The sequence below is a fragment of the Streptomyces pyxinicus genome, assembly GCF_024753135.1.
GTDB classification, from domain to species: domain Bacteria; phylum Actinomycetota; class Actinomycetes; order Streptomycetales; family Streptomycetaceae; genus Streptomyces; species Streptomyces pyxinicus.
The window spans coordinates 107,226-126,945 of record NZ_JANUGP010000011.1; the positions used below are offsets into that span (position 1 = coordinate 107,226).

19 protein-coding genes and 1 riboswitch are annotated in these 19,720 nt (G+C 72.5%); of the genes, 10 read left to right on the forward strand and 9 right to left on the reverse strand.

Going from position 1 to position 19,720, the window contains the following annotated elements; translation table 11 throughout:
• Nucleotides 1–39: 39 nt before the first annotated feature.
• A complete protein-coding gene (fahA, locus tag NX794_RS16965; RefSeq protein ID WP_258779395.1) occupies nt 40–1,257 on the reverse strand; it encodes a fumarylacetoacetase in 1,218 nt (405 codons plus the stop codon).
• A 301-nt stretch (nt 1,258–1,558) separates the two neighbouring features.
• On the opposite strand from fahA, the gene NX794_RS16970 reads away from it, so the two are divergent.
• The 3 genes from NX794_RS16970 to NX794_RS16980 all read left to right on the forward strand — a co-directional run bounded on the left by NX794_RS16970 (nt 1,559) and on the right by NX794_RS16980 (nt 4,979).
• Nucleotides 1,559–2,803: a carboxylate--amine ligase gene (locus NX794_RS16970; RefSeq protein WP_428985920.1), complete on the forward strand. Its 1,245-nt coding sequence runs from the start codon at nt 1,559–1,561 to the stop codon at nt 2,801–2,803.
• 48 nt (nt 2,804–2,851) lie between these two features.
• On the forward strand, nt 2,852–4,051 hold the full coding sequence (locus NX794_RS16975) for an NAD(P)-binding domain-containing protein (RefSeq protein ID WP_258779397.1): 1,200 nt from the start codon (nt 2,852–2,854) through the stop codon (nt 4,049–4,051).
• Nucleotides 4,052–4,166: 115 nt separating this feature from the next.
• A complete protein-coding gene (locus NX794_RS16980) occupies nt 4,167–4,979 on the forward strand; it encodes an HAD family hydrolase (RefSeq protein WP_258779398.1) in 813 nt (270 codons plus the stop codon).
• Between the two features lie 134 nt (nt 4,980–5,113).
• On the opposite strand, the gene NX794_RS16985 is transcribed toward NX794_RS16980, so the two are convergent.
• Entirely contained in the window at nt 5,114–5,602 is a 489-nt protein-coding gene (locus NX794_RS16985) for a transglycosylase SLT domain-containing protein (RefSeq protein WP_258779399.1), read from the reverse strand.
• 3 nt (nt 5,603–5,605) lie between these two features.
• Nucleotides 5,606–5,777, reverse strand: a riboswitch (cyclic di-AMP (ydaO/yuaA leader).
• A gap of 463 nt (nt 5,778–6,240) precedes the next feature.
• Here NX794_RS16985 and NX794_RS16990 point away from each other — a divergent pair.
• The 4 genes from NX794_RS16990 (at nt 6,241) to NX794_RS17005 (ending at nt 10,619) form a co-directional block, all read left to right on the forward strand.
• Nucleotides 6,241–7,251, forward strand: a complete 1,011-nt coding sequence (locus NX794_RS16990; RefSeq protein WP_258779400.1) for a polyprenyl synthetase family protein — start codon at nt 6,241–6,243, stop codon at nt 7,249–7,251.
• A gap of 225 nt (nt 7,252–7,476) precedes the next feature.
• On the forward strand, nt 7,477–8,685 hold the full coding sequence (locus NX794_RS16995) for a LolA family protein (RefSeq protein WP_258779401.1): 1,209 nt from the start codon (nt 7,477–7,479) through the stop codon (nt 8,683–8,685).
• Between the two features lie 79 nt (nt 8,686–8,764).
• Complete coding sequence (locus NX794_RS17000) at nt 8,765–9,751, forward strand: ABC transporter ATP-binding protein (protein WP_258779402.1); 987 nt, start codon at nt 8,765–8,767, stop codon at nt 9,749–9,751.
• Nucleotides 9,738–10,619 carry an ABC transporter permease gene (locus NX794_RS17005; protein ID WP_258779403.1) on the forward strand — a complete coding sequence of 294 codons (882 nt, stop codon included), beginning with the start codon at nt 9,738–9,740 and terminating at the stop codon, nt 10,617–10,619. Before NX794_RS17000 ends, NX794_RS17005 begins: the two co-directional genes overlap by 14 nt.
• Before the next feature lie 19 nt (nt 10,620–10,638).
• Here NX794_RS17005 and NX794_RS17010 read toward each other — a convergent pair whose 3' ends face one another.
• Complete coding sequence (locus NX794_RS17010) at nt 10,639–11,226, reverse strand: flavodoxin family protein (RefSeq protein WP_258779404.1); 588 nt, start codon at nt 11,224–11,226, stop codon at nt 10,639–10,641.
• Between the two features lie 50 nt (nt 11,227–11,276).
• Between NX794_RS17010 and NX794_RS17015 the strand changes: the two genes are divergently transcribed.
• Both NX794_RS17015 and NX794_RS17020 read left to right on the forward strand, forming a co-directional pair.
• Complete coding sequence (locus tag NX794_RS17015) at nt 11,277–11,438, forward strand: hypothetical protein (RefSeq protein ID WP_258779405.1); 162 nt, start codon at nt 11,277–11,279, stop codon at nt 11,436–11,438.
• 9 nt (nt 11,439–11,447) lie between these two features.
• Nucleotides 11,448–12,485: a hypothetical protein gene (locus NX794_RS17020; RefSeq protein WP_258779406.1), complete on the forward strand. Its 1,038-nt coding sequence runs from the start codon at nt 11,448–11,450 to the stop codon at nt 12,483–12,485.
• A gap of 21 nt (nt 12,486–12,506) precedes the next feature.
• Here the strand turns inward: NX794_RS17020 and NX794_RS17025 are convergent, their stop codons facing one another.
• From NX794_RS17025 to NX794_RS17035, 3 genes are all read right to left on the reverse strand, one after another.
• The gene (locus tag NX794_RS17025; protein ID WP_258779407.1) at nt 12,507–12,983 is read right to left on the reverse strand and encodes a VOC family protein; all 477 of its coding nucleotides are present in this window, start codon (nt 12,981–12,983) and stop codon (nt 12,507–12,509) included.
• 51 nt (nt 12,984–13,034) lie between these two features.
• Complete coding sequence (rarD, locus tag NX794_RS17030) at nt 13,035–14,021, reverse strand: EamA family transporter RarD (protein ID WP_258779408.1); 987 nt, start codon at nt 14,019–14,021, stop codon at nt 13,035–13,037.
• A gap of 183 nt (nt 14,022–14,204) precedes the next feature.
• Nucleotides 14,205–15,059 carry an SDR family oxidoreductase gene (locus NX794_RS17035; RefSeq protein WP_258779409.1) on the reverse strand — a complete coding sequence of 285 codons (855 nt, stop codon included), beginning with the start codon at nt 15,057–15,059 and terminating at the stop codon, nt 14,205–14,207.
• A gap of 103 nt (nt 15,060–15,162) precedes the next feature.
• Here NX794_RS17035 and NX794_RS17040 point away from each other — a divergent pair, with 103 nt between their 5' ends.
• Nucleotides 15,163–15,573, forward strand: coding sequence for a winged helix-turn-helix transcriptional regulator (locus tag NX794_RS17040; protein WP_258779410.1), 411 nt, complete (start codon nt 15,163–15,165; stop codon nt 15,571–15,573).
• Nucleotides 15,574–15,586: 13 nt separating this feature from the next.
• On the opposite strand, the gene NX794_RS17045 is transcribed toward NX794_RS17040, so the two are convergent.
• From NX794_RS17045 to NX794_RS17055, 3 genes are all read right to left on the reverse strand, one after another.
• Nucleotides 15,587–16,651, reverse strand: coding sequence for a 2-oxoacid:ferredoxin oxidoreductase subunit beta (locus NX794_RS17045; RefSeq protein WP_258779411.1), 1,065 nt, complete (start codon nt 16,649–16,651; stop codon nt 15,587–15,589).
• Nucleotides 16,644–18,572 carry a 2-oxoacid:acceptor oxidoreductase subunit alpha gene (locus tag NX794_RS17050; protein ID WP_258779412.1) on the reverse strand — a complete coding sequence of 643 codons (1,929 nt, stop codon included), beginning with the start codon at nt 18,570–18,572 and terminating at the stop codon, nt 16,644–16,646. The genes NX794_RS17045 and NX794_RS17050 overlap by 8 nt, the downstream gene beginning before the upstream one ends.
• Before the next feature lie 365 nt (nt 18,573–18,937).
• Complete coding sequence (locus NX794_RS17055; protein WP_309506001.1) at nt 18,938–19,597, reverse strand: LuxR C-terminal-related transcriptional regulator; 660 nt, start codon at nt 19,595–19,597, stop codon at nt 18,938–18,940.
• Nucleotides 19,598–19,720 lie beyond the last annotated feature (123 nt).

The window sequence follows — 19,720 nt, forward strand, 5'->3', positions numbered from 1 at the left end:
CCCGCCGCCGAGCCTCCCCGCCGCCGACCCCTCCGGACCTCAGCCCGACACAACCCGCCCGCTGACCTCGCCGAGTCCCACCCGGTGACCGTCCTCGCCGGGTGCCCATGCCGTCAGTGTCACCACGTCGCCGTCCTCCAGGAAGGCCCGCTTGCCGTCCGGGAGTTCCAGCGGCTCGCGGCCGTTCCAGGTCAGCTCCAGCAGTGAGCCGCGCTGGCCGGCCTCGGGTCCGCTCACGGTGCCCGAGCCATACAGGTCGCCGGTGCGCAGCGAGGCGCCGTTGACCGTCATGTGGGCCAGCTGCTGGGCGGCCGTCCAGTACATGGTGGAGAAGGGCGGCTCGGAGACGACCTGGCCGTTGACCGCGATCGAGACGCGCAGGTCGTAGCCGCCCGGCTCGATGCCGGGGGCGGAGTCGTCCAGGTAGGGCAGCAGCGGGTGGGTGCGCTCGGGCGGGGTCACGCGCGCGTGTTCCAGCGCCGCCAGCGGGGTGATCCAGGCCGAGACGGAGGTCGCGAAGGACTTGCCGAGGAAGGGGCCGAGCGGGACGTACTCCCAGGCCTGGAGGTCGCGGGCGGACCAGTCGTTGAGGAGGCACAGGCCGAAGACATGCTCCCGGTAGGCGCCGAGCGGGACCGGGCTGCCCTGCGCGGAAGGTGTGCCCACGACGAAGCCGACCTCCGCCTCGATGTCCAGCCGGATCGAGGGGCCGAAGACCGGGGCGGGGTCACCGGGACCCTTGCGCTGCCCGGACGGGCGGACGACGTCCGTGCCGGAGACGACGACCGTGCCCGAACGGCCGTGGTAACCGATGGGCAGATGCTTCCAGTTGGGGGTGAGGGAGTCCTCGGCGTCCGGGCGGAAGATCTGGCCGACGTTGCGGGCGTGGTTCTCCGAGGCGTAGAAGTCGACGTAGTCGGCGACCTCGAAGGGCAGGTGCAGGGTCACCGAGGACAGCGGGTGGCACAGCGGTTCGAGCAGGGACCGGTGCGCGGGTTCCGTCACCCATTCCGTCAGCGCGGCCCGCACCCCCGCCCAGGTGGTGTGCCCGGCCGCCAGCAGCGGGTTGAGGGTGGGCCGCGCGAGCAGGGCGGCGTACGGCGAGCCGAGCGCGGTGGCCGCGGCGCCCGCGTCGAGGACGTGGTCCCCGATCCGGACGCCGACCCTCCGCTCCGTGCTGCCGGAGGGCGAGAACACGCCGTAGGGAAGGTTGTGCGGGCCGAAGGGGTCGCCCTCGGGGACGTCGAAGGGGGGCATGGGGTACTGCCTCGCTCTCATCCGGGCCATGCATGGCGCTGCGTTCCACGTGGTCGCCGCACACGTTACGGCCGGGACGCGTGTCGTGGGCAGTGATTCCCGGGCGACCTTCGCCGGGCGAGCCGCGCTGGTCGCGACGGGTTGGCGCGGGGTTGCCCGGTCCGTGTCCAAAGGATTGGCAATGTCCCAAAAGCCCTTGTCGGGGGCGGCGATTCCGGCTTAGCGTCCTTGGGGCACGGGCGGGGAGGGTCCGTTCCGTGGGGGACACGTGGGGGGACCCGTGGCCGAACACACCGCAGGTGTGCCGTTCGAGGCCGACCGCGACGTACCGGGGCTGGTCGTCAAGTTCGGCGACTACCCGCTGCACCACGGCGGCGTCGGCGCCATCCGCAGCCTGGGCCGGCTGGGCGTGCCGATGTACGCCGTCACCGAGGACCCGTACACGCCGGCCGCCGCGTCGCGGTATCTGAAGAAGGCCTTCGTGTGGCCGACGACCGGCGCCGAGGACCCGGCCCGCCTGGTCGAGGGCCTGCTGCGCATCGGCGGCCGGATCGGACGCCCGAGCGTGCTGATCCCGACGGACGAGGAAGCGGCCGTCCTGATCGCCGAGCACCAGGCCGAACTGGCCGGGCCCTTCCTCTTCCCGCGGGTCGACCCCGCGCTGCCCCGCCGGCTCGCCAGCAAGCAGGGGCTGCACGAACTGTGCGTGGAGCACGGCATCGCGAGCCCCTCGGCCGCGTTCCCGCGCTCGTACGACGACGTGGTCGCCTTCGCGGAGACCGCGCGCTTCCCGGTGGTGGCCAAGAACCGGGAGGCCTTCGTCCGGCGCAGCAGGCCGGCCGTGCACGGCACCACCAGGGTCGCCACCCGGGCCGGCCTGCTGGCGCTCGCCCGGGACTGGGGCCCGGAGCCGGGCGTGATCCTCCAGGAGTACCTGCCCCGCGAGCAGGCCGAGGACTGGATCGTGCACGCCTGCTTCGACCGGGACTCCCAGCCGCTCGCCCTGTTCACCGGGGTCAAGGTGCGCTCCTGGCCGCCGCACGCGGGCATGACGGCGCACGCGTACGTCGTGGACAATCCGGAACTCGCCGACCTCGCCGCTCGTTTCGTCAAAGAGATCGGCTTCACCGGCGTCGTCGATCTCGACCTGCGTTTCGACCGGCGCGACGGACAGTACAAACTGCTCGACTTCAATCCGCGCGTGGGCGCCCAGTTCCGCCTCTTCGAGAGCGAGGCGGGGGTGGACGTCGTGCGGGCCCTGCACCTCGACCTGACCGGCCGCCCCGTCCCGGAGGGAGAACAGCGCACCGGCCACCGCTATGTCGTGGAGAACATCGACCTCCCGGCCCTCCTCGCCTACCGCCGCGGCGGTTACACGACGCCGCACGCACCGGCGCGGGCGAGCGGGACGGAGCTGGCCTGGTTCGCGGGTGACGACCCGCTGCCGTTCCTCACGATGCTCGCCCGCTTCGCGCGTCCGGGCGCGAAGCACCTGTACCAGCTGTGGCGGACCCACCGCCGCGGCGGCAGCACAGCCACGAAGTAGGCCAGGTCACCCCTGTGGTGGCACACCGTGTCTCTGGGGAGGGACTTCGTGATCCAACCCGTCGCAGTCATCGGGGCCGGGCCGTTCGGCCTGTCCACCGCCGCCCATCTGCGGGCGCGCGGCATCCCCGTCCGCGTCTTCGGCGACCCCATGGTCAGCTGGCGCGACCACATGCCCGAGGGCATGCTCCTGAAGTCGACCCCCGCCGCCTCCAGCCTCGACTGCCCCCAGCCCGGCCACACCCTCGCCGACTACTGCGACGCGGCCGGTGTCCGCCGCCTGGTGACCGACGAGGACATCATCCCGGTGGACACCTTCATCGGCTACGGCGAGTGGTTCCGGCAGCGCCTGGTGCCCGGTCTTGAGCAGGTGCGGGTCGTCTCCGTCGACCGTGCCGCAGCGGGCGGCTTCGACCTGAAGCTGGACTCGGGCGAGCTGTTCACCGCGCGCGCGGTCGTCGTCGCCACCGGCCTGTCCGGGCTCGCCCACCTGCCACCGGAGCTGGCGGTGGCGGCCGACGGGCCGGCCCCGGCCGGACCGGTCTCGCACAGCGCCCAGCACCACGACCTCGGCCGGTTCGCCGGTCAGGAGCTGATCGTGATCGGCGCCGGCCAGTCCGCGCTGGAGACGGCGACGCTCGCGGCGGAGGCGGGCGCCCGGGTGCGGGTGGTGGCGCGCGGGCGCGGCCGGGTCGCCTTCGGCGCGCCGCCCTGGAAGCAGCCGAGACTGCGCCCCGAGTCCCCGTTCGGCCGGGCCTGGTCGCTGTGGGCGCTCAGCCACCACCCGCACCCCTACCGCTTCCTGCCCGAGCCGGCCCGGCACCTCCTGGTCCGCCGGGTGCTGGGCCCGCTGGGCGCCTGGTGGCTGCGCGAGCGCTTCGAGGGCGCCGTCCAGGTCCAAGAGGTCGAGCGGCTGACCGGCGCCGAGGTGCGGGACGGCGGCCCGGTCCTCACCGTCCGCACCCACGCCGGCCGGACCGAGCACCTCACCGCCGACCACGTCATCGCCGCCACCGGCTACCGCGTCGACGTCGCCGCCCTGGACTTCCTCGGCCCCGGGCCGCGTACCGGCCTCGTGGTCAGCCGCGGCACACCGAGGCTCGGCCCCGGCTTCGTCTCCTCGATACCGGGCCTCTACTTCACGGGGCTGCCGGCGGCGTCGTCGTACGGCCCGGTGATGCGCTTCGTGTGCGGCACGGCGTACGCCTCCCCGCGCCTGGCCGGGCACCTGGCCGCGGCCCACGGGTGACGCGGTACGAGGTCGGCCGGCACTGGTTCCGCGGGCCCGACGTGGGACTGACCAGCAGGTAAGTGCAGGGAGCAGGCGCTGAGTCGGCCGCCCTCGGGGTCCGTATTCTCTGATCATGCGAGCCACCCCCGCCTACGCCCTGATCGCCACCGACCTGGACGGAACGCTGCTGCGCGGCGACGACAGCGTCTCCGACCGGTCACGGGCCGCGCTCGCGCGGGCGGCGCGGGCGGGCGCCCGGCACCTGGTGGTCACGGGCCGCCCGGCGCCGCGGGTCCGGCCGCTGCTGGCCGAGCTGGGCTGCACGGGCCTCGCGGTGTGCGGCCAGGGCGCCCAGGTGTACGACGCCGGATCGGACCGGCTGCTGTGGTCGCAGCGGCTGGACCGGGAGCTGGCCGAGACCGCGCTCGGCAAGATCGAGGCGGAGCTGGGGCAGGTCTACGCGGCCGTCGACCAGGACGGTGTGGACGGCCTCACCCTCATCGAGCCCGGGTACGTGATGCCCCACCCGACCCTGCCCGCGGTCCGGGTCGAGCGGCGCGACGACCTGTGGCGGGCGCCCATCAGCAAGGTGCTGCTGCGCCACGCCACGCTGTCCGACGACGAGTTGGCGGCCGTGGCGCGGGCGGCGGTGGACTCGCTGGCGACCGTCACCATGTCGGGGCCGGGCACGGTGGAGCTGCAGCCGTGCGGGGTGACCAAGGCGTCCGGCCTCGCGCTGGCCGCCGAGTGGCTCGGGATCGCCGCCGCACAGGCGCTGGCCTTCGGGGACATGCCCAACGACATCCCCATGCTGGCCTGGGCCGGGCACGGGGTCGCGATGGCCGACGCGCATCCCGAACTCAAGGCGGTGGCCGACGAGGTCACGATGTCGAACGAGGACGACGGCATCGCCGTCGTCCTCGAAAGACTCTTCCCGGAGCGGTGACCGGACACCTGGCGGCCGGACGCCCGGAGACCTGACGGTCCGCCCGGGGGCCGGTGCGCGCCGGTCCGTCAGGTCCCGGTGCGCCCCGGCCCGTCGGGCACCACGTGCCGGCCGGCCGTGTCGCCGTGCGTGGCTCAGTACGCGCCGAACACGTTGTCGATCGAGCCGTACCGCGCGGCCGCGTAGTTGCAGGCGGCGGTGATGTTGGCGACCGGGTCGTAGATGTTGAAGGACGTTCCGGACACGTGGTACGCGTTGAACGTCGGGTCGATCACCTGGAGCAGGCCCTTGGACGGGATGCCCTTGGCGGCGTTGGAGTCCCACAGGTTGATGGCGTTCGGGTTGCCCGAGGACTCGCGGATGATGTTGCGGTAGATCCCGTTGTAGGTGCCCGGGATGCCCTTCTGGGCCATGATCGCGAGGGACTCGCGGATCCAGCCGTCGAGGGTGTTCGGGTAACCGGCGGGGGTGGTGGACGCCGTGACGGCGGCCGGGGTGGCCGCGGAGGCGCTGGTGGCGCCGATGAGCGGCAGGGCCAGTACGGCGGCGCCGGTGCCCACGACGGCGAGCTTGCGGGCGAGGCGGCTGGTGCGGACACGGCGGGGCTGGGCGGCAGCAGGCATGGGGAAGTTCCTCTCCGTCGCCTGCGAGGTGAGCTGTCGGGTTCGGGCGGGGAGGTGCCCGGCCGGGTCCGGGGACACGGCTTCACCCCTAGCCGGTCCGGTCGACGTGTGCCGACCGGTCCGGCGACTTACCTGGTTCCCCCGCTCCTGCCAAGCGAATGAGTTCGATGGGTTACGCGGGCGGTGGCAGGATTCGGCGATCCGCCCGACGGCCCGGAACGTATGCGAGAGCACATGTCGGGAACAAGTACCGGATTCACACAACGCACTATTTGACCTTGATCGATGGCGAATGCGGTACTTGATCCTTTGCGGTTGCCAATACTCAACTCGCTTACCGGGCAAGGGGAGAGGGGGGTCCGGGCGAGGGGCCCCGGCGAAGGGTCCCCGTGACCCAATTCACGAAATAGCAAAGCGCAGCAAATCAGACAAGAGGGATTTCAGGTGTTAAGTGAATAAATGTCCGTCCTTGCTGTCCGATCGGGGCCATACCGGTCATGATCCGGTACTGCCCGGGCTGGACCGGTGGGCGCTATCGGTGATCGAAACAGGACCGGATACGCTGACTTGAGTGAGGGCAGCGACACATCGACAAACCGTGTAATCGCCAGCAGACACCAGCAGACAGGAGACCCCTCGTGACCGTCGTCGGGCCGTTCGGGCTGAGCGTGCGGGACCAGGCTCTGGAAGCCGATGTCCAGGCCGGATTGACGGCTGTCGAGGAAGGCCTGCTCGAAGCCACCAAGAGCGAGGTCCCCTTCATCACGGGTGCCGCCCAGCACTTGGTGCGGGCCGGCGGCAAGCGGTTCCGGCCGCTGCTGGTGATGCTCGCGGCGCAGTTCGGCGACCCCTACGCGCCCGGTGTCGTGCCCTCGGCCGTGGTCGTGGAGCTGACCCACCTCGCCACGCTGTACCACGACGACGTCATGGACGAGGCCTCCGTGCGGCGCGGCGTGGACAGCGCCAACACCCGCTGGGGCAACTCCGTCGCGGTCCTCACCGGCGACTTCCTGTTCGCCCGCGCCTCCCACATCCTCGCCGACCTCGGCCCCGAGGCGGTCCGGGTCCAGGCCCTCGCCTTCGAACGGCTGGTCACCGGCCAGATCCTGGAGACCGCGGGCCCGACGGACGGCCGCGACCCGGTCGAGCACTACCTGGACGTCCTCGGCGGCAAGACCGGCTCGCTGGTCGCCGTCTCCTGCCGGTTCGGCGCGATGATGTCCGGCGCCGGCGAGCGGGTCGTCGACGTGCTCACCCAGTACGGCGAACGCCTCGGCGTCGCCTTCCAGCTCGCCGACGACGTCCTGGACATCGCCTCCGACTCCCACGAGTCCGGCAAGACCCCCGGCACCGACCTGCGCGAGGGCATCCCCACCCTGCCCGTGCTCCGGCTGCGCGAGCGGGCCGCCCGCCTCGGGCTGCCCGAGGACCTCGCGCTGTGCGAGCTGCTGGACTCCGACCTCAGCGACGACGTCCGGCACGCCGAGGCGCTGTCCGCGCTGCGCGCCCACCCCGCCCTGGAGCAGGCCCGCCGGGACACCGTCCGGTACGCGGAGGAGGCCCGGGCCGTGCTCGCCCCGCTGCCGGAGTGCGACGCGAAGGCGGCCCTGCTGGAGCTGTGCGACGCGGTGGTCCACCGAGCCGGCTGAGTCACCGGCCCCCCGCGACCCCTACGGGTCGGGGGAGCCGCGCTCCCCCACGTGTCATACCGCAGGCGTACCCGGAGTTGGCTCCGTGGTCTGACGCTTCCGCACGGCCGATTTGGTCAGATGGTGAGCACGGACTTCACCACTCCTCACCGATTGGGGTGAGAATGGCGGCTCAGGGTGGACCAGCGTGAGGCAGCCGCCGCCGACGACGGAGGTAAGGCACACATGGCACCGTACGAATCCGACGACGCACTGGCCGCCGCCCGGGACGAGGACGCGCCCTCGCGCCGCCGCAAGGCCGCGCGGTACGCCGTTCCGGTCGCGGTGGTGGGAGTCGCGGCGGTCACGATCGGGCTGGTCCCGGCGCTCGCCGACTCCGGGGACCCGGACCTGCCGAAGATCACCGCGCAGCAGCTCATCAACAAGATCGCCAAGTCGGACGTGCAGCAGCTGTCCGGCACCGTGAAGATCACCACCGACCTCGGCCTGCCCGACCTCGGCGGCCTGGAGAACAGCCTCGTCTCCGGCGCCGGCCAGGGCTCCGGCGACGGCTCCTCCGCCGACCCGCAGGCCCGGCTGACCGAGCTGGCGAGCGGCACGCACACGCTGCGCGTCGCCGCCGACGGCCCCGACCGGCAGAAGCTCTCCCTGCTGGAGCGGGGCGCCGAGTGGAGCCTCGTCCACGACGGCAAGGACGTCTGGGGCTACGACAGCAAGAGCGACGAGGTCTACCACTCCACCACGGCTGCCGCCGGCAAGGGCGCGGACCACCGGGCGGAGTCGCCCACGCCCAAGGGCTTCGCCGACGAGATCCTGAAGTCGGTGGACGACACCACCTCCGTCACCGTCGACGGCACCGCCCAGGTCGCCGGCCGCGACGCCTACAAGCTGCTGGTCAAGCCGAAGCAGTCCGGCACCACGGTCGGCGCGGTCACCATCGACGTGGACGCGAAGACCGGCATGCCGCTGAAGTTCACGCTCACCCCGAAGAGCGGCGGCGCCGCCGTCCTGGACGTCGGCTTCACCCGGGTCTCCTTCGACCGCCCGGCCGCCGCCACCTTCGACTTCACCCCGCCCAAGGGCGCCAAGGTCACCGAGGACGAGGACGCCGGGGCGCGCGAGCACGCGCCGAAGGGCGGCCAGGATCTCGGCAAGCGCCTGGCGGGCGCCGAGGGGGCCAAGGTCCTCGGCAAGGGCTGGACGGCCGTCGCCACCTTCGACACCGGCGCCAAGGGCGGCCTGCCCACCGGCTCCGAGGGCGGCGACCTCGGCGGCTTCCTCGGCTCGCTGGGCGACCAGGTCTCCGGGAAGTTCGGCAAGGGCACGGTGTTCTCCACCCGCCTGGTCAACGCCCTGATCACCGACGACGGCAAGGTCTACGCCGGCGCGGTGACCAAGGAGGCCCTGGTGAAGGCGGCGGACGCGGGGAAGTAACCCTTCCGGGCGCGGGGAGAGAACCCTTCCGGGCACGGGGAAGCAACCCTTCCGGGCATCAGGAGGCGAGGGGGAGTCGATGGACGTACCGTCCACCGCGGAGCGCGCGGCCGGGCGCGGACCGGACGCGGACCGGGAGAGCGTGATCGCCACGCGCGGCCTCACCAAGCGCTACCGCGGCGGACAACTCGCCGTGGACGGTCTCGACCTGACCGTCCCGGCGGGCAGCGTCTTCGGCTTCCTCGGCCCCAACGGCTCCGGGAAGACCACCACCATCCGCATGCTGATGGGCCTGATCGAGCCGACCGCCGGCACCGCCCGGGTGCTGGGCCGGCCCATGCCCCGCGCGGCCCGCACCGTCCTGCCGCAGGTCGGCGCCCTGATCGAGGGCCCGGCGCTGTACGGCTTCCTGTCCGGCCGGGACAACCTGCTGCGCTACGACGCCGCCGATCCGACCGCCGATCCCCGCACCCGGCGCACCCGCGTCGCCGCCGCGCTGGAGCGGGTCGGTCTCGGGGCGGCGGCGGGCAAGAAGGCGCGGGCGTACTCGCTCGGCATGAAGCAGCGCCTGGGCCTGGCCGCAGCGCTGCTCCGGCCGCGCCGGTTGCTCGTCCTGGACGAGCCGACCAACGGCCTCGACCCGCAGGGCATGCGCGAGATCCGGGCCCTGGTCAGGGAATTGGCCGCCGACGGCACGACCGTCTTCCTCTCCTCCCACCTCCTCGACGAGATCGAGCAGGTGTGCACGCACGCGGCCGTCATGGCCCAGGGCAGGCTCGTCACCCAGGGGGAGGTGGCCGAGTTGGCGGCCGGGGCGCGCGGGCGGCTGGTGGTGACCACTCCCGACCCGGCGGAGGCGGCCCGGGTGCTCAAGGAGCAGGGCGTCGGGGACGTCACCGCCGACGGCGAGCGGGTCACCGGTGAGCCACCGGCCCGGGACCTCGCCGAGGTGACCGCGGCCCTGGTCGCCGCGGGTGTCCGGGTCCGGGGCCTGACCGTCGAACGGGCCTCGCTGGAGGACGCGTTCGTGGCACTGACCGGGGAGGGCTTCGATGTCGCGGGCTGAGACGGCGCCGGCACCGGCCGACCGGCGGCCGAGCCCCCTGTGGACGTTCGGGTTGCTGCGCAGCGAGCTGGGCACCACCCTGCGCCGCTGGCGCACCCTCGCCCTGCTCGGGGTGCTGGCGGCGGTCCCGGTGCTGGTCGGGATCGCGGTGCGGATCGAGACCGGGGACGGTTCGACGGCGGGCGGGGGCGGCGAGGGACCGGCGTTCCTCGCGCAGATCACCAACAACGGCCTGTTCCTGGTGTTCACGGCACTGGCCGCCACGCTGCCGTTCTTCCTGCCGATGGCGGTCGGCGTCGTCGCGGGCGACGCGATCGCCGGCGAGGCGGGCGCGGGCACCCTGCGCTATCTGCTGGTCGCCCCGGCCGGCCGCACCCGGCTGCTGCTCACCAAGTACGCGACCGTGATGGCCTTCTGTGTCCTCGCGACCCTGGTGGTGGCCGTCTCGGCGCTGATCGTCGGCGCCCTGCTGTTCCCGCTGGGCGAGCTGACGACCATCTCCGGCACCCGGATCAGCTTCACCGAGGGACTCGGCCGGGCCCTGCTGATCGCCCTGGTCGTCGCCGCCTCACTGGTGGGCGTTGCGGCCCTCGGCCTGTTCGTGTCGACGCTCACCAACAGCGGCATCGCGGCGATGGCGACCACTGTCGGCCTGCTCATCACCGTCCAGATCCTCGACCAGATCCCGCAGTTGCACGCGATCCAGCCGTATCTCTTCCCGCACTACTGGCTGTCCTTCGCCGACCTGATGCGCGACCCCGTCTACTGGGACGACCTGGTCAGGAACCTGGGCCTCCAGGCCCTGTACGCCGCGGTGTTCGGCTCGGCGGCCTGGGCGCGCTTCACGGCGAAGGACATCAGCGCCTGAGCCGCGCGCGCCGCACCCCTCAGGCGCTCACGTAGGGGAAGCGGGCGAGGGGCGCGTCCTCGGCGAAGAACGTCTTGGCGCGGGTCAGCGCCTCCTTGTCGCGCAGGACGTCGCCGCGGTCGGTGCCGTTGCCCAGCAGCACCCCGCCGAACCGCATCCCCAGGTAGGCGGCCGAGTTGCGCAGGGTTCCCACGTAGGGGTCGGCGATGGAGGCCTCCTCGCCGGCCAGCGCGGCGACACCCCAGAGCGTGCGGCCGGCCATCGTGGCCTTGAAGTCGATGCCGGGGGTGCGCAGCCAGCCGGCCCAGTGGTCGAGGTAGGTCTTGGTCAGGCCGGACACCGAGTACCAGTAGAGCGGTGAGGCGATCACCAGGTCCGTGGCGGCGAGCGTGGCGTCCAGCAGCCGACCGGCGGTGCTGTCCGGGGCCGGCCGGACGTAGTCGCTGTCATGGCGCAGGTCCGTGAAGTCCGGCAGCGGGTGCTCGGCGAGGCTGATCCAGCGCTGTTCGACGTCACCCGGAAGCTGTTCGGCGGCCCGGCGGGCGAGCAGTTCGGTGTTGCCTTCGGCGCGGGAGCTGCCGAGGACGAAGAGGAAGCGGCGGGTCATGGGTCCCCCAGGCGGTCTAGCCCGAATAAAGTCGTGTGCATCTTATGCGCATGCAAGCAATTAGGGCCAGCGCCTATGCCGACCGGGGCGTGGGGTGGTTCGGGGTGGCGCTGGTGCGAGGCTGTGACGTCGCGGTGACGCCGGAGGCGACGGAGACCCGACACACTGGTGAGCAGGACGCGTACGACCGGATCGCGACGCCGGGGGAGTGAGGAAGCACGATGGCTCGACTCAGCTTCGAGAAGAAGCGGGCGCAGGAGCCCGTGGGACACCCGGCCGTGGTGGCCGTGCGGGTGTCAGCCGCGGGGAGCGCGTCGGTGGGCGGCGCCCCGGTCGTGGCGGCCCCCGGCGAGCGGATCCAGCAGGCGGTCCTGAACCACCTTAAGCGCCTGGCCATCAGCCTGGGCGCCCCGATAAGGGCCACGATCCACGACGAGGACGCCGGCTGCGTCGTCCCGCTGGAGGTCTCGGCCGACGGCTCCAGCCGGACGACCGGCGAACCGGCCCGGGTGCCCGCGCCCGAGACACCGGTGGGGACCGCCGGAATGCCCACCGGGCAGTTCGGCCCGCCGCCGGTGATGGACGTGGCGACACCCGCCTTCCCCCCGGCCCACGCCGTCCCGGCACCCGTCGCCCCGCCCGCCTTCGTACCCGCGGCCCCGGAACCCCTCCCGGTGCCTGCCCCCACCCCCGCCTTCGTGCCCGTCGAGCCGGAGCCGCCCCGCGCCCACACCCCCGCCCGGGGCTTCGACGCCGTGGCCGAAGCGATGTTCGGGGACGGGCCGGTCACCGAGACGGTCGAGGGCGCCGAGCTGCTCACGGAGCCGATGACCCGGATCAACGAGGCCGTGCGGGCGGGCCGTATCGAGGCGGCGGCCGAACTCGCCGACCGTACGACCACCGAGGCGACCGGCGTGCTGGGCCCGCGCCACCCCGAGGTGCTGCACCTGCGCGAACTGCGCGCCTACATCGCCTACCTGGCGGACGACCCGGCCCGCGCCTTCCGGCTGTCCCTGGACCTCGCCCGGCTGCGCCGCCAGGCCCTCGACCCGGAGGCCGCGTACGGCAACGTACGCAGCGCGGCCACCGCCTGGCGCGCGGTACGCGACCCCGAGGAGGGACTGCGCATGGGCCGCGACCTCATCGACCTGTGGACCGAACTCGGCGCGGAGCCCGGCCCCGCCGCCACCGACCCGGGCCCACTCCAGTCCGCCCGCGCCCGCATGACCCGCCTCACCGAGCGAGCGGCCCGGGCCTGAGCGGGGGCGCCTGACGGCACCTCAGTGCACGCACAATTCGTTGCCCTCCGGGTCCGCCAGCACCACCCACGACCCGGAGGGTTCCGTCACCTCGTCCAGCACCCGCGCGCCCAGCGCCGTCAGCCGGGCCACTTCCGCCTCCCGCCGGCCGGCGTCGGGATGCAGGTCCAGGTGGAGGCGGTTCTTGGTGGTCTTCGGCTCCGGCACGCGCTGGAACAGCAGCCGTCGGCCGAGGCCGGTGCCGCTGTCCGGGTCGTACGGGTCCTCGGGGTGCCGTACGGCGACCAGGTCACGGAAGGCCAGGCGGCCGTGGTACTCGACGGTGGCCGCGCCGGGCAGGGCGCCCAGCGACAGCAGCCGCTCGATCAGCGCGCTGTTGTCCTCGGCGGTGTAGTGCAGCGCGGCGGCCCAGAAGTCGGCCTGGGCGTGCGGGTCGCCGGCGTCGACGACCAGCTTCCAGTGCAGCGGGGCGGGCGGAGGCGCGGGTGTCTCGGTCATGGCCACCACTTATAGCCGCGCCCACCCGGCGGACGAGCCGATTCCGCGCCGCTACGGCCGTGCCGCCTCCGGGTCCGGCTCGCTCTGCGAAGGTGCCGTCCGCCGCGCGGCCCGGGCGGTGTCCCAAGCCAGGGCCAGCTCCCGGGCGCCCCGGTGTGCCGTGCGCAGCGCGTCGCCCGTCAGCAGGATCAGCGCGATCCAGACCAGTGCGAAGCCGGCCCAGCGCTCGGGCGGCATGGCCTCGTGGAAGTAGAAGATGCCGAGCAGGAACTGGAAGACGGGCGCCAGGTACTGGAGCAGGCCGAGCGTGGACAGCGGCACCCGGATCGCCGCCGCGCCGAAGCAGACCAGCGGCAGCGCCGTGACGAGGCCCGTGGAGGCGAGCAGGACGGCGTGCCCGGTGCCGTGGGCGGCGAAGCTCGCGTCGCCGTGCGCGATCAGCCAGGCCAGGTAGCCGAGGGCGGGCAGGAACTGGATCGTGGTCTCGGCGGCCAGCGACTCGACCCCGCCGAGGCCGACCTTCTTCTTCACGAGGCCGTAGGTGGCGAAGGAGAAGGCCAGGACGAGCGAGATCCACGGCGGGCGGCCGTAGCCGATGGTCAGGACGACCACGGCGGCGAGGCCGGTGCCGACCGCCACCCACTGCACGGGCCGCAGCCGCTCCTTGAGCAGCAGTACCCCCATCGCGATGGTGACCAGCGGGTTGATGAAGTACCCGAGGGAGGCCTCGACGACATGGCCGGAGTTCACGGCCCAGATGTAGACGCCCCAGTTGACGGTGATGACGGCCGCCGCGACGGCCACCAGCCCGAGGCGGCGCGGCTGGCGCAGCAGTTCGCCGGCCCACGCCCAGCGCCGTACGAAGAGCAGCGCCCCGGCGACGAAGAACAGCGACCAGACCATGCGGTGGGCGAGGATCTCCAGCGCCCCCGCGGGCTTGAGCAGCGGCCAGAACAGGGGGACCAGGCCCCACATGCCGTAGGCGGCGAAACCGTTCAGCAGGCCTGTCCGGTGCTCGCCCTTGGACGTCTCGGCCACGGGCACTCCTCTCGTCCCCCGCGAGCGGCGCCCCGCGTTCGCGGTGTCCCACGTACGCGGCATCGCACATCCGCGCGAGAACGAAGGTAGCGCCGGACGGTCCCGGCTGTCATGCCCGTATCGGCATACGGTCATGACAGCCGCCGGGGCCGTGACTTCAGCCCGGGAACTCAGCCCGGGAAATCAGCCCTTCAGTGCGACCGCGATCGCCTCCGCCAGCGGGGTGGTCGGACGGCCGGTCAGCCGGGAGAGGTCGCCGGTGGCGACGACCAGCTCGCCCTCGGCGATCGAGGCGTCCACGCCGACGAAGAGCGTGGCCAGCGGCTCGGGCAGCCCCGCGCCGGTCAGGATGCCCCGCATGACCTCGCCGGTGACGGCGTTGTAGACGATCTCCCGGCCGGTCTGCCGGCTCAGCTCGGCCGCGTACTCGGCGAAGCTCCACGCCTCGTCGCCGCCCAGCTCGTACGTCCGGTTCTCGTGCCCCTCGCCGGTCAGCACCGCGACCGCGGCGGCGGCGTAGTCGGCGCGGGCGGCGGAGGACACCCGGCCCTCGCCGGCCGCCGCCACGACCGCGTCGTGCTCCAGCACCGGGGCCAGGTTCTCGGTGTAGTTCTCGTGGTACCAGCCGTTGCGCAGCAGCGTGTACGGCAGACCGGAGGCGAGCAGCACCTTCTCGGTGGCCCGGTGGTCGTCGGCCAGCGCGGCCGTCAGGCTGCTCGGCGCGGAGGTGTACGCGAGCAGCGCCACGCCCGCCGCCTTGGCCGCCTCGATGACGACCGTGTGCTGCGCGACCCGGCCCTTGGCGAACTCGTTGCCCGAGATCAGCAGGACCTTGTCACCGGCCGCGAACAGGCCGTCGAAGGTCTCGGGCGCGTTGTAGTCGGCGGTGGCGACCCGCACACCGCGGGCCGCGAGGTCGGCGGCCTTCGTCTCGTCGCGCACGACCGCGGTGATCTGCTCGGCCGGGATCTTCTCCAGCAGCTGGGCCACGACGAGGCGGCCGAGGTGTCCGGTGGCTCCGGTGACGACGATGCTCATGGTTCGGTGCTCCTCGCAGGGGACATCACGTAGGGGGTATGGCACTCACCCTAGGGCGTGCGCTAACCAAGCGAAAGTACCCACTTTGAAGTAAGGTACTGGCATGGCAGTAAGCAACACGAGGGGCCGCACCGGAGCCGACGCCGAGGCCGTGTGCCCGTACCGGCTGGTCCTCGAACACGTCACCAGCCGCTGGGGCGTGCTCGTCCTGATCGAGCTGCTGGAGGGCTCGCGCAGGTTCAGCGAGCTGCGCCGGGCCATCAGCGAGGTGGGCCGCGTCAGCGAGAAGATGCTCGCCCAGACCCTCCAGACCCTGGAGCGCGACGGCCTGGTGCACCGGGACGCCAAGCCGGTCATCCCGCCCCGCGTCGACTACTCGCTCACCGCTCTCGGCGTCGAGGCGGCCGAGCAGGTGCGTGCCCTCGCCCGCTGGACCCACCACCGCATGGACGCGGTGGAGCAGGCTCGCCGGGACTACGACGAGGCCCGGGAACTCCGGTCCCGGGCCTCCTGAGCAGGCGCGTCCGTCAGCCGACGACGGTCCAGGTGTCGGCGCCGGCGAGGAGCGCGGCGAGGTCGCCCTTGCCGTGCTGTTGGACGGCGGTGTCGAGTTGGTCGCTCATCTGGGCGTCGTAGACGGGGCGTTGGACGGAGCGGAAGACCCCGATGGGGGTGTGGTGCAGGGTGTCGGGGTCGGCGAGCCGGGACAGGGCGAACGCGGTGGTGGGGGACGCGTGGTGCGCGTCGTGGACGACGAGGTCCGCCGCGTTCTCCGCGGTCACGTCGACGACCTGGAGGTCGCCGGTGTGCCGGTCGCGGACGACACCGCGGCCGTCGTCGGTGCCGAAGCGGATCGGCCGGCCGTGTTCGAGGCGGATGAGTGCCTCGTCGGCCTGCCGGCGGTCCTTGAGGGCGTCGAAGGCGCCGTCGTTGAAGATGTTGCAGTTCTGGTAGATCTCGATGAGAGCGGTGCCCGGGTGCGCGGCGGCGGCGCGGAGAGTCTCGGTGAGGTGCTTGCGGTCGGAGTCGATGGTCCGGGCCACGAACGACGCCTCCGCCCCGATGGCCAGCGACACCGGGTTGAAGGGGGCGTCCAGGGACCCCATCGGCGTGGACTTGGTGACCTTGCCGGTCTCCGAGGTGGGGGAGTACTGGCCCTTGGTGAGGCCGTAGATCCGGTTGTTGAACAGCAGGATCTTGAGGTTGACGTTGCGGCGCAGCGCGTGGATGAGGTGGTTGCCGCCGATGGAGAGGGCGTCGCCGTCGCCGGTGACGACCCAGACGCTCAGATCGGGGCGGGAGGCGGCCAGGCCGGTCGCGATGGCGGGGGCGCGGCCGTGGATCGAGTGCATCCCGTAGGTGTTCATGTAGTAGGGGAAGCGGGAGGAGCAGCCGATGCCGGAGACGAAGACGGTGTTCTCGCGGGCGAGCCGCAACTCGGGCATGAAGGACTGGACGGCGGCGAGGATGGCGTAGTCGCCGCAGCCGGGGCACCAGCGGACTTCCTGGTCGGTCTTGAAGTCCTTCATCGTCTGCTGGGCGGTGGCCTTGGGGACCAGGTGCAGCAGGGTGTTGCCGGCGATGTCAGTCATCGATGGCCTCCTTCAGCGCCGCGGCGAGCTGTTCCGCCTTGAACGGCATGCCGTTGACCTGGTTGTGGGGGCGGGCGTCGACGAGGTACCGGGCCCGGATCAGGGTGGCGAGCTGGCCCAGGTTCATCTCCGGGACCACCACCCGCTCGTACCCCTTGAGGACGTCGCCGAGGTTGGCCGGGAAGGGGTTCAGGTGCCGCAGATGCGCCTGCGCCACCCGTTCCCCGGCGCGGCGCAGCCGCCGTACCGCCGCGGTGATGGGGCCGTAGGTCGAGCCCCAGCCCAGCACCAGGGTGCGCGCCCCGTCCGGGTCGTCCACCTCGACGTCCGGGACGGTGATGCCGTCGATCTTGGCCTGCCGGGTGCGGACCATGAAGTCGTGGTTGTCGGGGTCGTAGGAGATGTTGCCGGTGCCGTCCTGCTTCTCGATGCCGCCGATGCGGTGTTCGAGGCCGGGCGTGCCCGGGATCGCCCAGGGGCGGGCCAGCGTCTCGGGGTCGCGCTTGTAGGGCCAGAACACCTCGCTGCCGTCGGCCAGGGTGTGGTTGGGGCCGGCCGCGAAGGACACCGTCAGATCCGGCAGCTCCGCCGGCTCGGGGATGCGCCACGGCTCCGACCCGTTCGCCAGGTACCCGTCGGAGAGCAGGAACACCGGGGTCCGGTAGGTGAGGGCGATACGGGCGGCTTCCAGGGCGGCGTCGAAGCAGTCCGCCGGGGTCTTCGGCGCGACGATCGGGACCGGGGCCTCGCCGTTGCGGCCGTACATCGCCTGCAACAGGTCCGCCTGCTCGGTCTTCGTCGGCAGGCCGGTGGAGGGGCCGCCGCGCTGGATGTCCACGATGAGCAGCGGCAGTTCCAGCGACACCGCCAGACCGACCGTCTCGCTCTTGAGCGCGACCCCGGGTCCGGAGGTGGTGGTCACGGCGAGGGAGCCGCCGAACGCCGCGCCCAGTGCCGCGCCGATCCCCGCGATCTCGTCCTCCGCCTGGAAGGTCCGCACCCGGAAGTTCTTGTGCCGGCTCAGCTCGTGCAGGATGTCCGAGGCGGGCGTGATCGGGTACGAGCCCAGGAACAGCGGCAGGCCCGCCTGCCGGGACGCGGCGATCAGACCGTAGGCCAGGGCCAGGTTCCCGGAGATGTTGCGGTAGGTGCCCACCGGGAACGCCGCCGCGGCCGGGGCGACCTCGTAGGAGACGGCGAAGTCCTCCGTCGTCTCCCCGAAGTTCCAGCCCGCCCGGAACGCCGCGACGTTCGCCTCCGCGATCGCCGGCTTCTTCGCGAACTTCGACCGCAGGAACCGCTCCGTGCCCTCCGTCGGCCGGTGGTACATCCACGACAGCAGACCCAGCGCGAACATGTTCTTGCTCCGCTCGGCCTCCTTGCGCGACAGGCCGAACTCCTTCAGCGCCTCCACCGTCAGCGTCGTCAACGGCACCGGATGCAGGCTGTAGCCCGCCAGGCTGCCGTCCTGGAGGGGATCGGCGTCGTAGCCGACCTTCTGCAGGGCCCGCTTGGTGAACTCGTCGGTGTTGACGATGATCTCCGCGCCGCGCGGCAGGTCGCCGATGTTGGCTCGCAACGCCGCCGGGTTCATCGCGACCAGCACGTTGGGCGCGTCACCCGGGGTCAGGATGTCGTGGTCGGCGAAGTGCAGCTGGAAGGACGAGACACCCGGCAGGGTCCCGGCGGGCGCCCGGATCTCGGCCGGGAAGTTCGGAAGGGTGGACAGATCGTTGCCGAAGGACGCGGTCTCCGAGGTGAAACGGTCCCCGGTGAGCTGCATACCGTCACCCGAGTCCCCCGCGAACCGGATGATCACCCGGTCCAGGCGCCGCACGTCCTTCGCTCCGCCCGGTTTGCGCTGTTCTCCCACGACGGCTTCGTCGGCCTGCTCCGTTGGGCTGCTGACCTGGCTGGTCACTGAACTGGACCTCCTTCGAGGCGGCTGTCCGGGGCGTGGTCTGTCCCGCGGACCATCCCAGGATCAACCCTACGTCGGTCAGGGTCGCCTTCCCGGGGCCATCCGGGGAACGGACGGCGTCTCGGGACGGCCTCTCGCGCTGGATCCCCCCATCATGTAACGCCTCGCTGCCGGACCCCCCGCGCACACGCTCCGTGCGCCCCCCGATCATCCCCTCGCGCCCCTCCCCGTACCCGTCGAACGGCGGACGGCTGGGGGCGGACAGGGGGCACAGGGGGTGCCCGGCCGGCCGCCGGCGGCTACGAGTCCGGGTACGCCGGTACGGTCACGAGTTCGGATATGTCAGTACGGCCGGCACCCGGTGGCTACGAGTTCAGATACGTCAGTACGGCCAGCACCCGGCGGTGGTCGCCGTCGCTCGGGGCCAGGCCGAGCTTGAGGAAGATGTTGCTGACGTGCTTCTCCACGGCCCCGTCGCTGACCACCAGCTGCCGGGCGATCGCCGAGTTCGTACGGCCCTCCGCCATCAGGCCGAGCACCTCGCGCTCGCGCGGCGTGAGCCCCGTCAGCACGGCCTGCTTGCGGCTGCGGCCGAGCAACTGCGCGACCACCTCGGGATCGAGCGCCGTACCGCCCCGGGCCACCCGCACCACCGCGTCCACGAACTCCCGGACCTCCGCGACCCGGTCCTTGAGCAGATAGCCCACGCCCCGGCTGGAACCGGCCAGCAGTTCGGTGGCGTAACGCTCCTCCACGTACTGCGACAGCACCAGCACCCCGAGCCCCGGGCGCGCCTTGCGCAGGGCCACCGCGGCCCGCACCCCCTCGTCGGTGTGCGTCGGCGGCATCCGTACGTCCGCCACCACCACGTCGGGCAGCATCCCCTGCCCGTCCAGGTCGGCGATGGTCTTCACCAGCGCCTCCGCGTCCCCGACACCGGCCACCACCTCGTGCCCGCGGTCGGTCAGCAGCCGGGTCAGGCCCTCTCTGAGCAGCACCGAGTCCTCGGCGATGACCACCCGCACCCTGTCCTCCACGTCCGCCACGCTTCTTCCGTCCCCCCATGAGCCCGCTCCGGCGACGGCGTGCGTCCACCGCACGCGTCCGTACCGAGGCCCAGCATCCCAGCAAACGCGCGGCACCGCCCG

Coding starts and splice junctions, on each gene's coding strand:
- NX794_RS17005 (WP_258779403.1), top strand. CDS start 9,738: ATGTCGCGGGCTGAGACGGCGCCGGCACCGGCCGACCGGCGGCCGAGC.
- NX794_RS17000 (WP_258779402.1), top strand. CDS start 8,765: ATGGACGTACCGTCCACCGCGGAGCGCGCGGCCGGGCGCGGACCGGAC.
- NX794_RS17015 (WP_258779405.1), top strand. CDS start 11,277: ATGCAAGCAATTAGGGCCAGCGCCTATGCCGACCGGGGCGTGGGGTGG.
- NX794_RS16980 (WP_258779398.1), top strand. CDS start 4,167: ATGCGAGCCACCCCCGCCTACGCCCTGATCGCCACCGACCTGGACGGA.
- NX794_RS17010 (WP_258779404.1), bottom strand. CDS start 11,226: ATGACCCGCCGCTTCCTCTTCGTCCTCGGCAGCTCCCGCGCCGAAGGC.
- NX794_RS17040 (WP_258779410.1), top strand. CDS start 15,163: ATGGCAGTAAGCAACACGAGGGGCCGCACCGGAGCCGACGCCGAGGCC.
- NX794_RS17035 (WP_258779409.1), bottom strand. CDS start 15,059: ATGAGCATCGTCGTCACCGGAGCCACCGGACACCTCGGCCGCCTCGTC.
- NX794_RS16995 (WP_258779401.1), top strand. CDS start 7,477: ATGGCACCGTACGAATCCGACGACGCACTGGCCGCCGCCCGGGACGAG.
- NX794_RS17045 (WP_258779411.1), bottom strand. CDS start 16,651: ATGACTGACATCGCCGGCAACACCCTGCTGCACCTGGTCCCCAAGGCC.
- NX794_RS17025 (WP_258779407.1), bottom strand. CDS start 12,983: ATGACCGAGACACCCGCGCCTCCGCCCGCCCCGCTGCACTGGAAGCTG.
- NX794_RS16985 (WP_258779399.1), bottom strand. CDS start 5,602: ATGCCTGCTGCCGCCCAGCCCCGCCGTGTCCGCACCAGCCGCCTCGCC.
- fahA (WP_258779395.1), bottom strand. CDS start 1,257: ATGCCCCCCTTCGACGTCCCCGAGGGCGACCCCTTCGGCCCGCACAAC.
- NX794_RS17020 (WP_258779406.1), top strand. CDS start 11,448: ATGGCTCGACTCAGCTTCGAGAAGAAGCGGGCGCAGGAGCCCGTGGGA.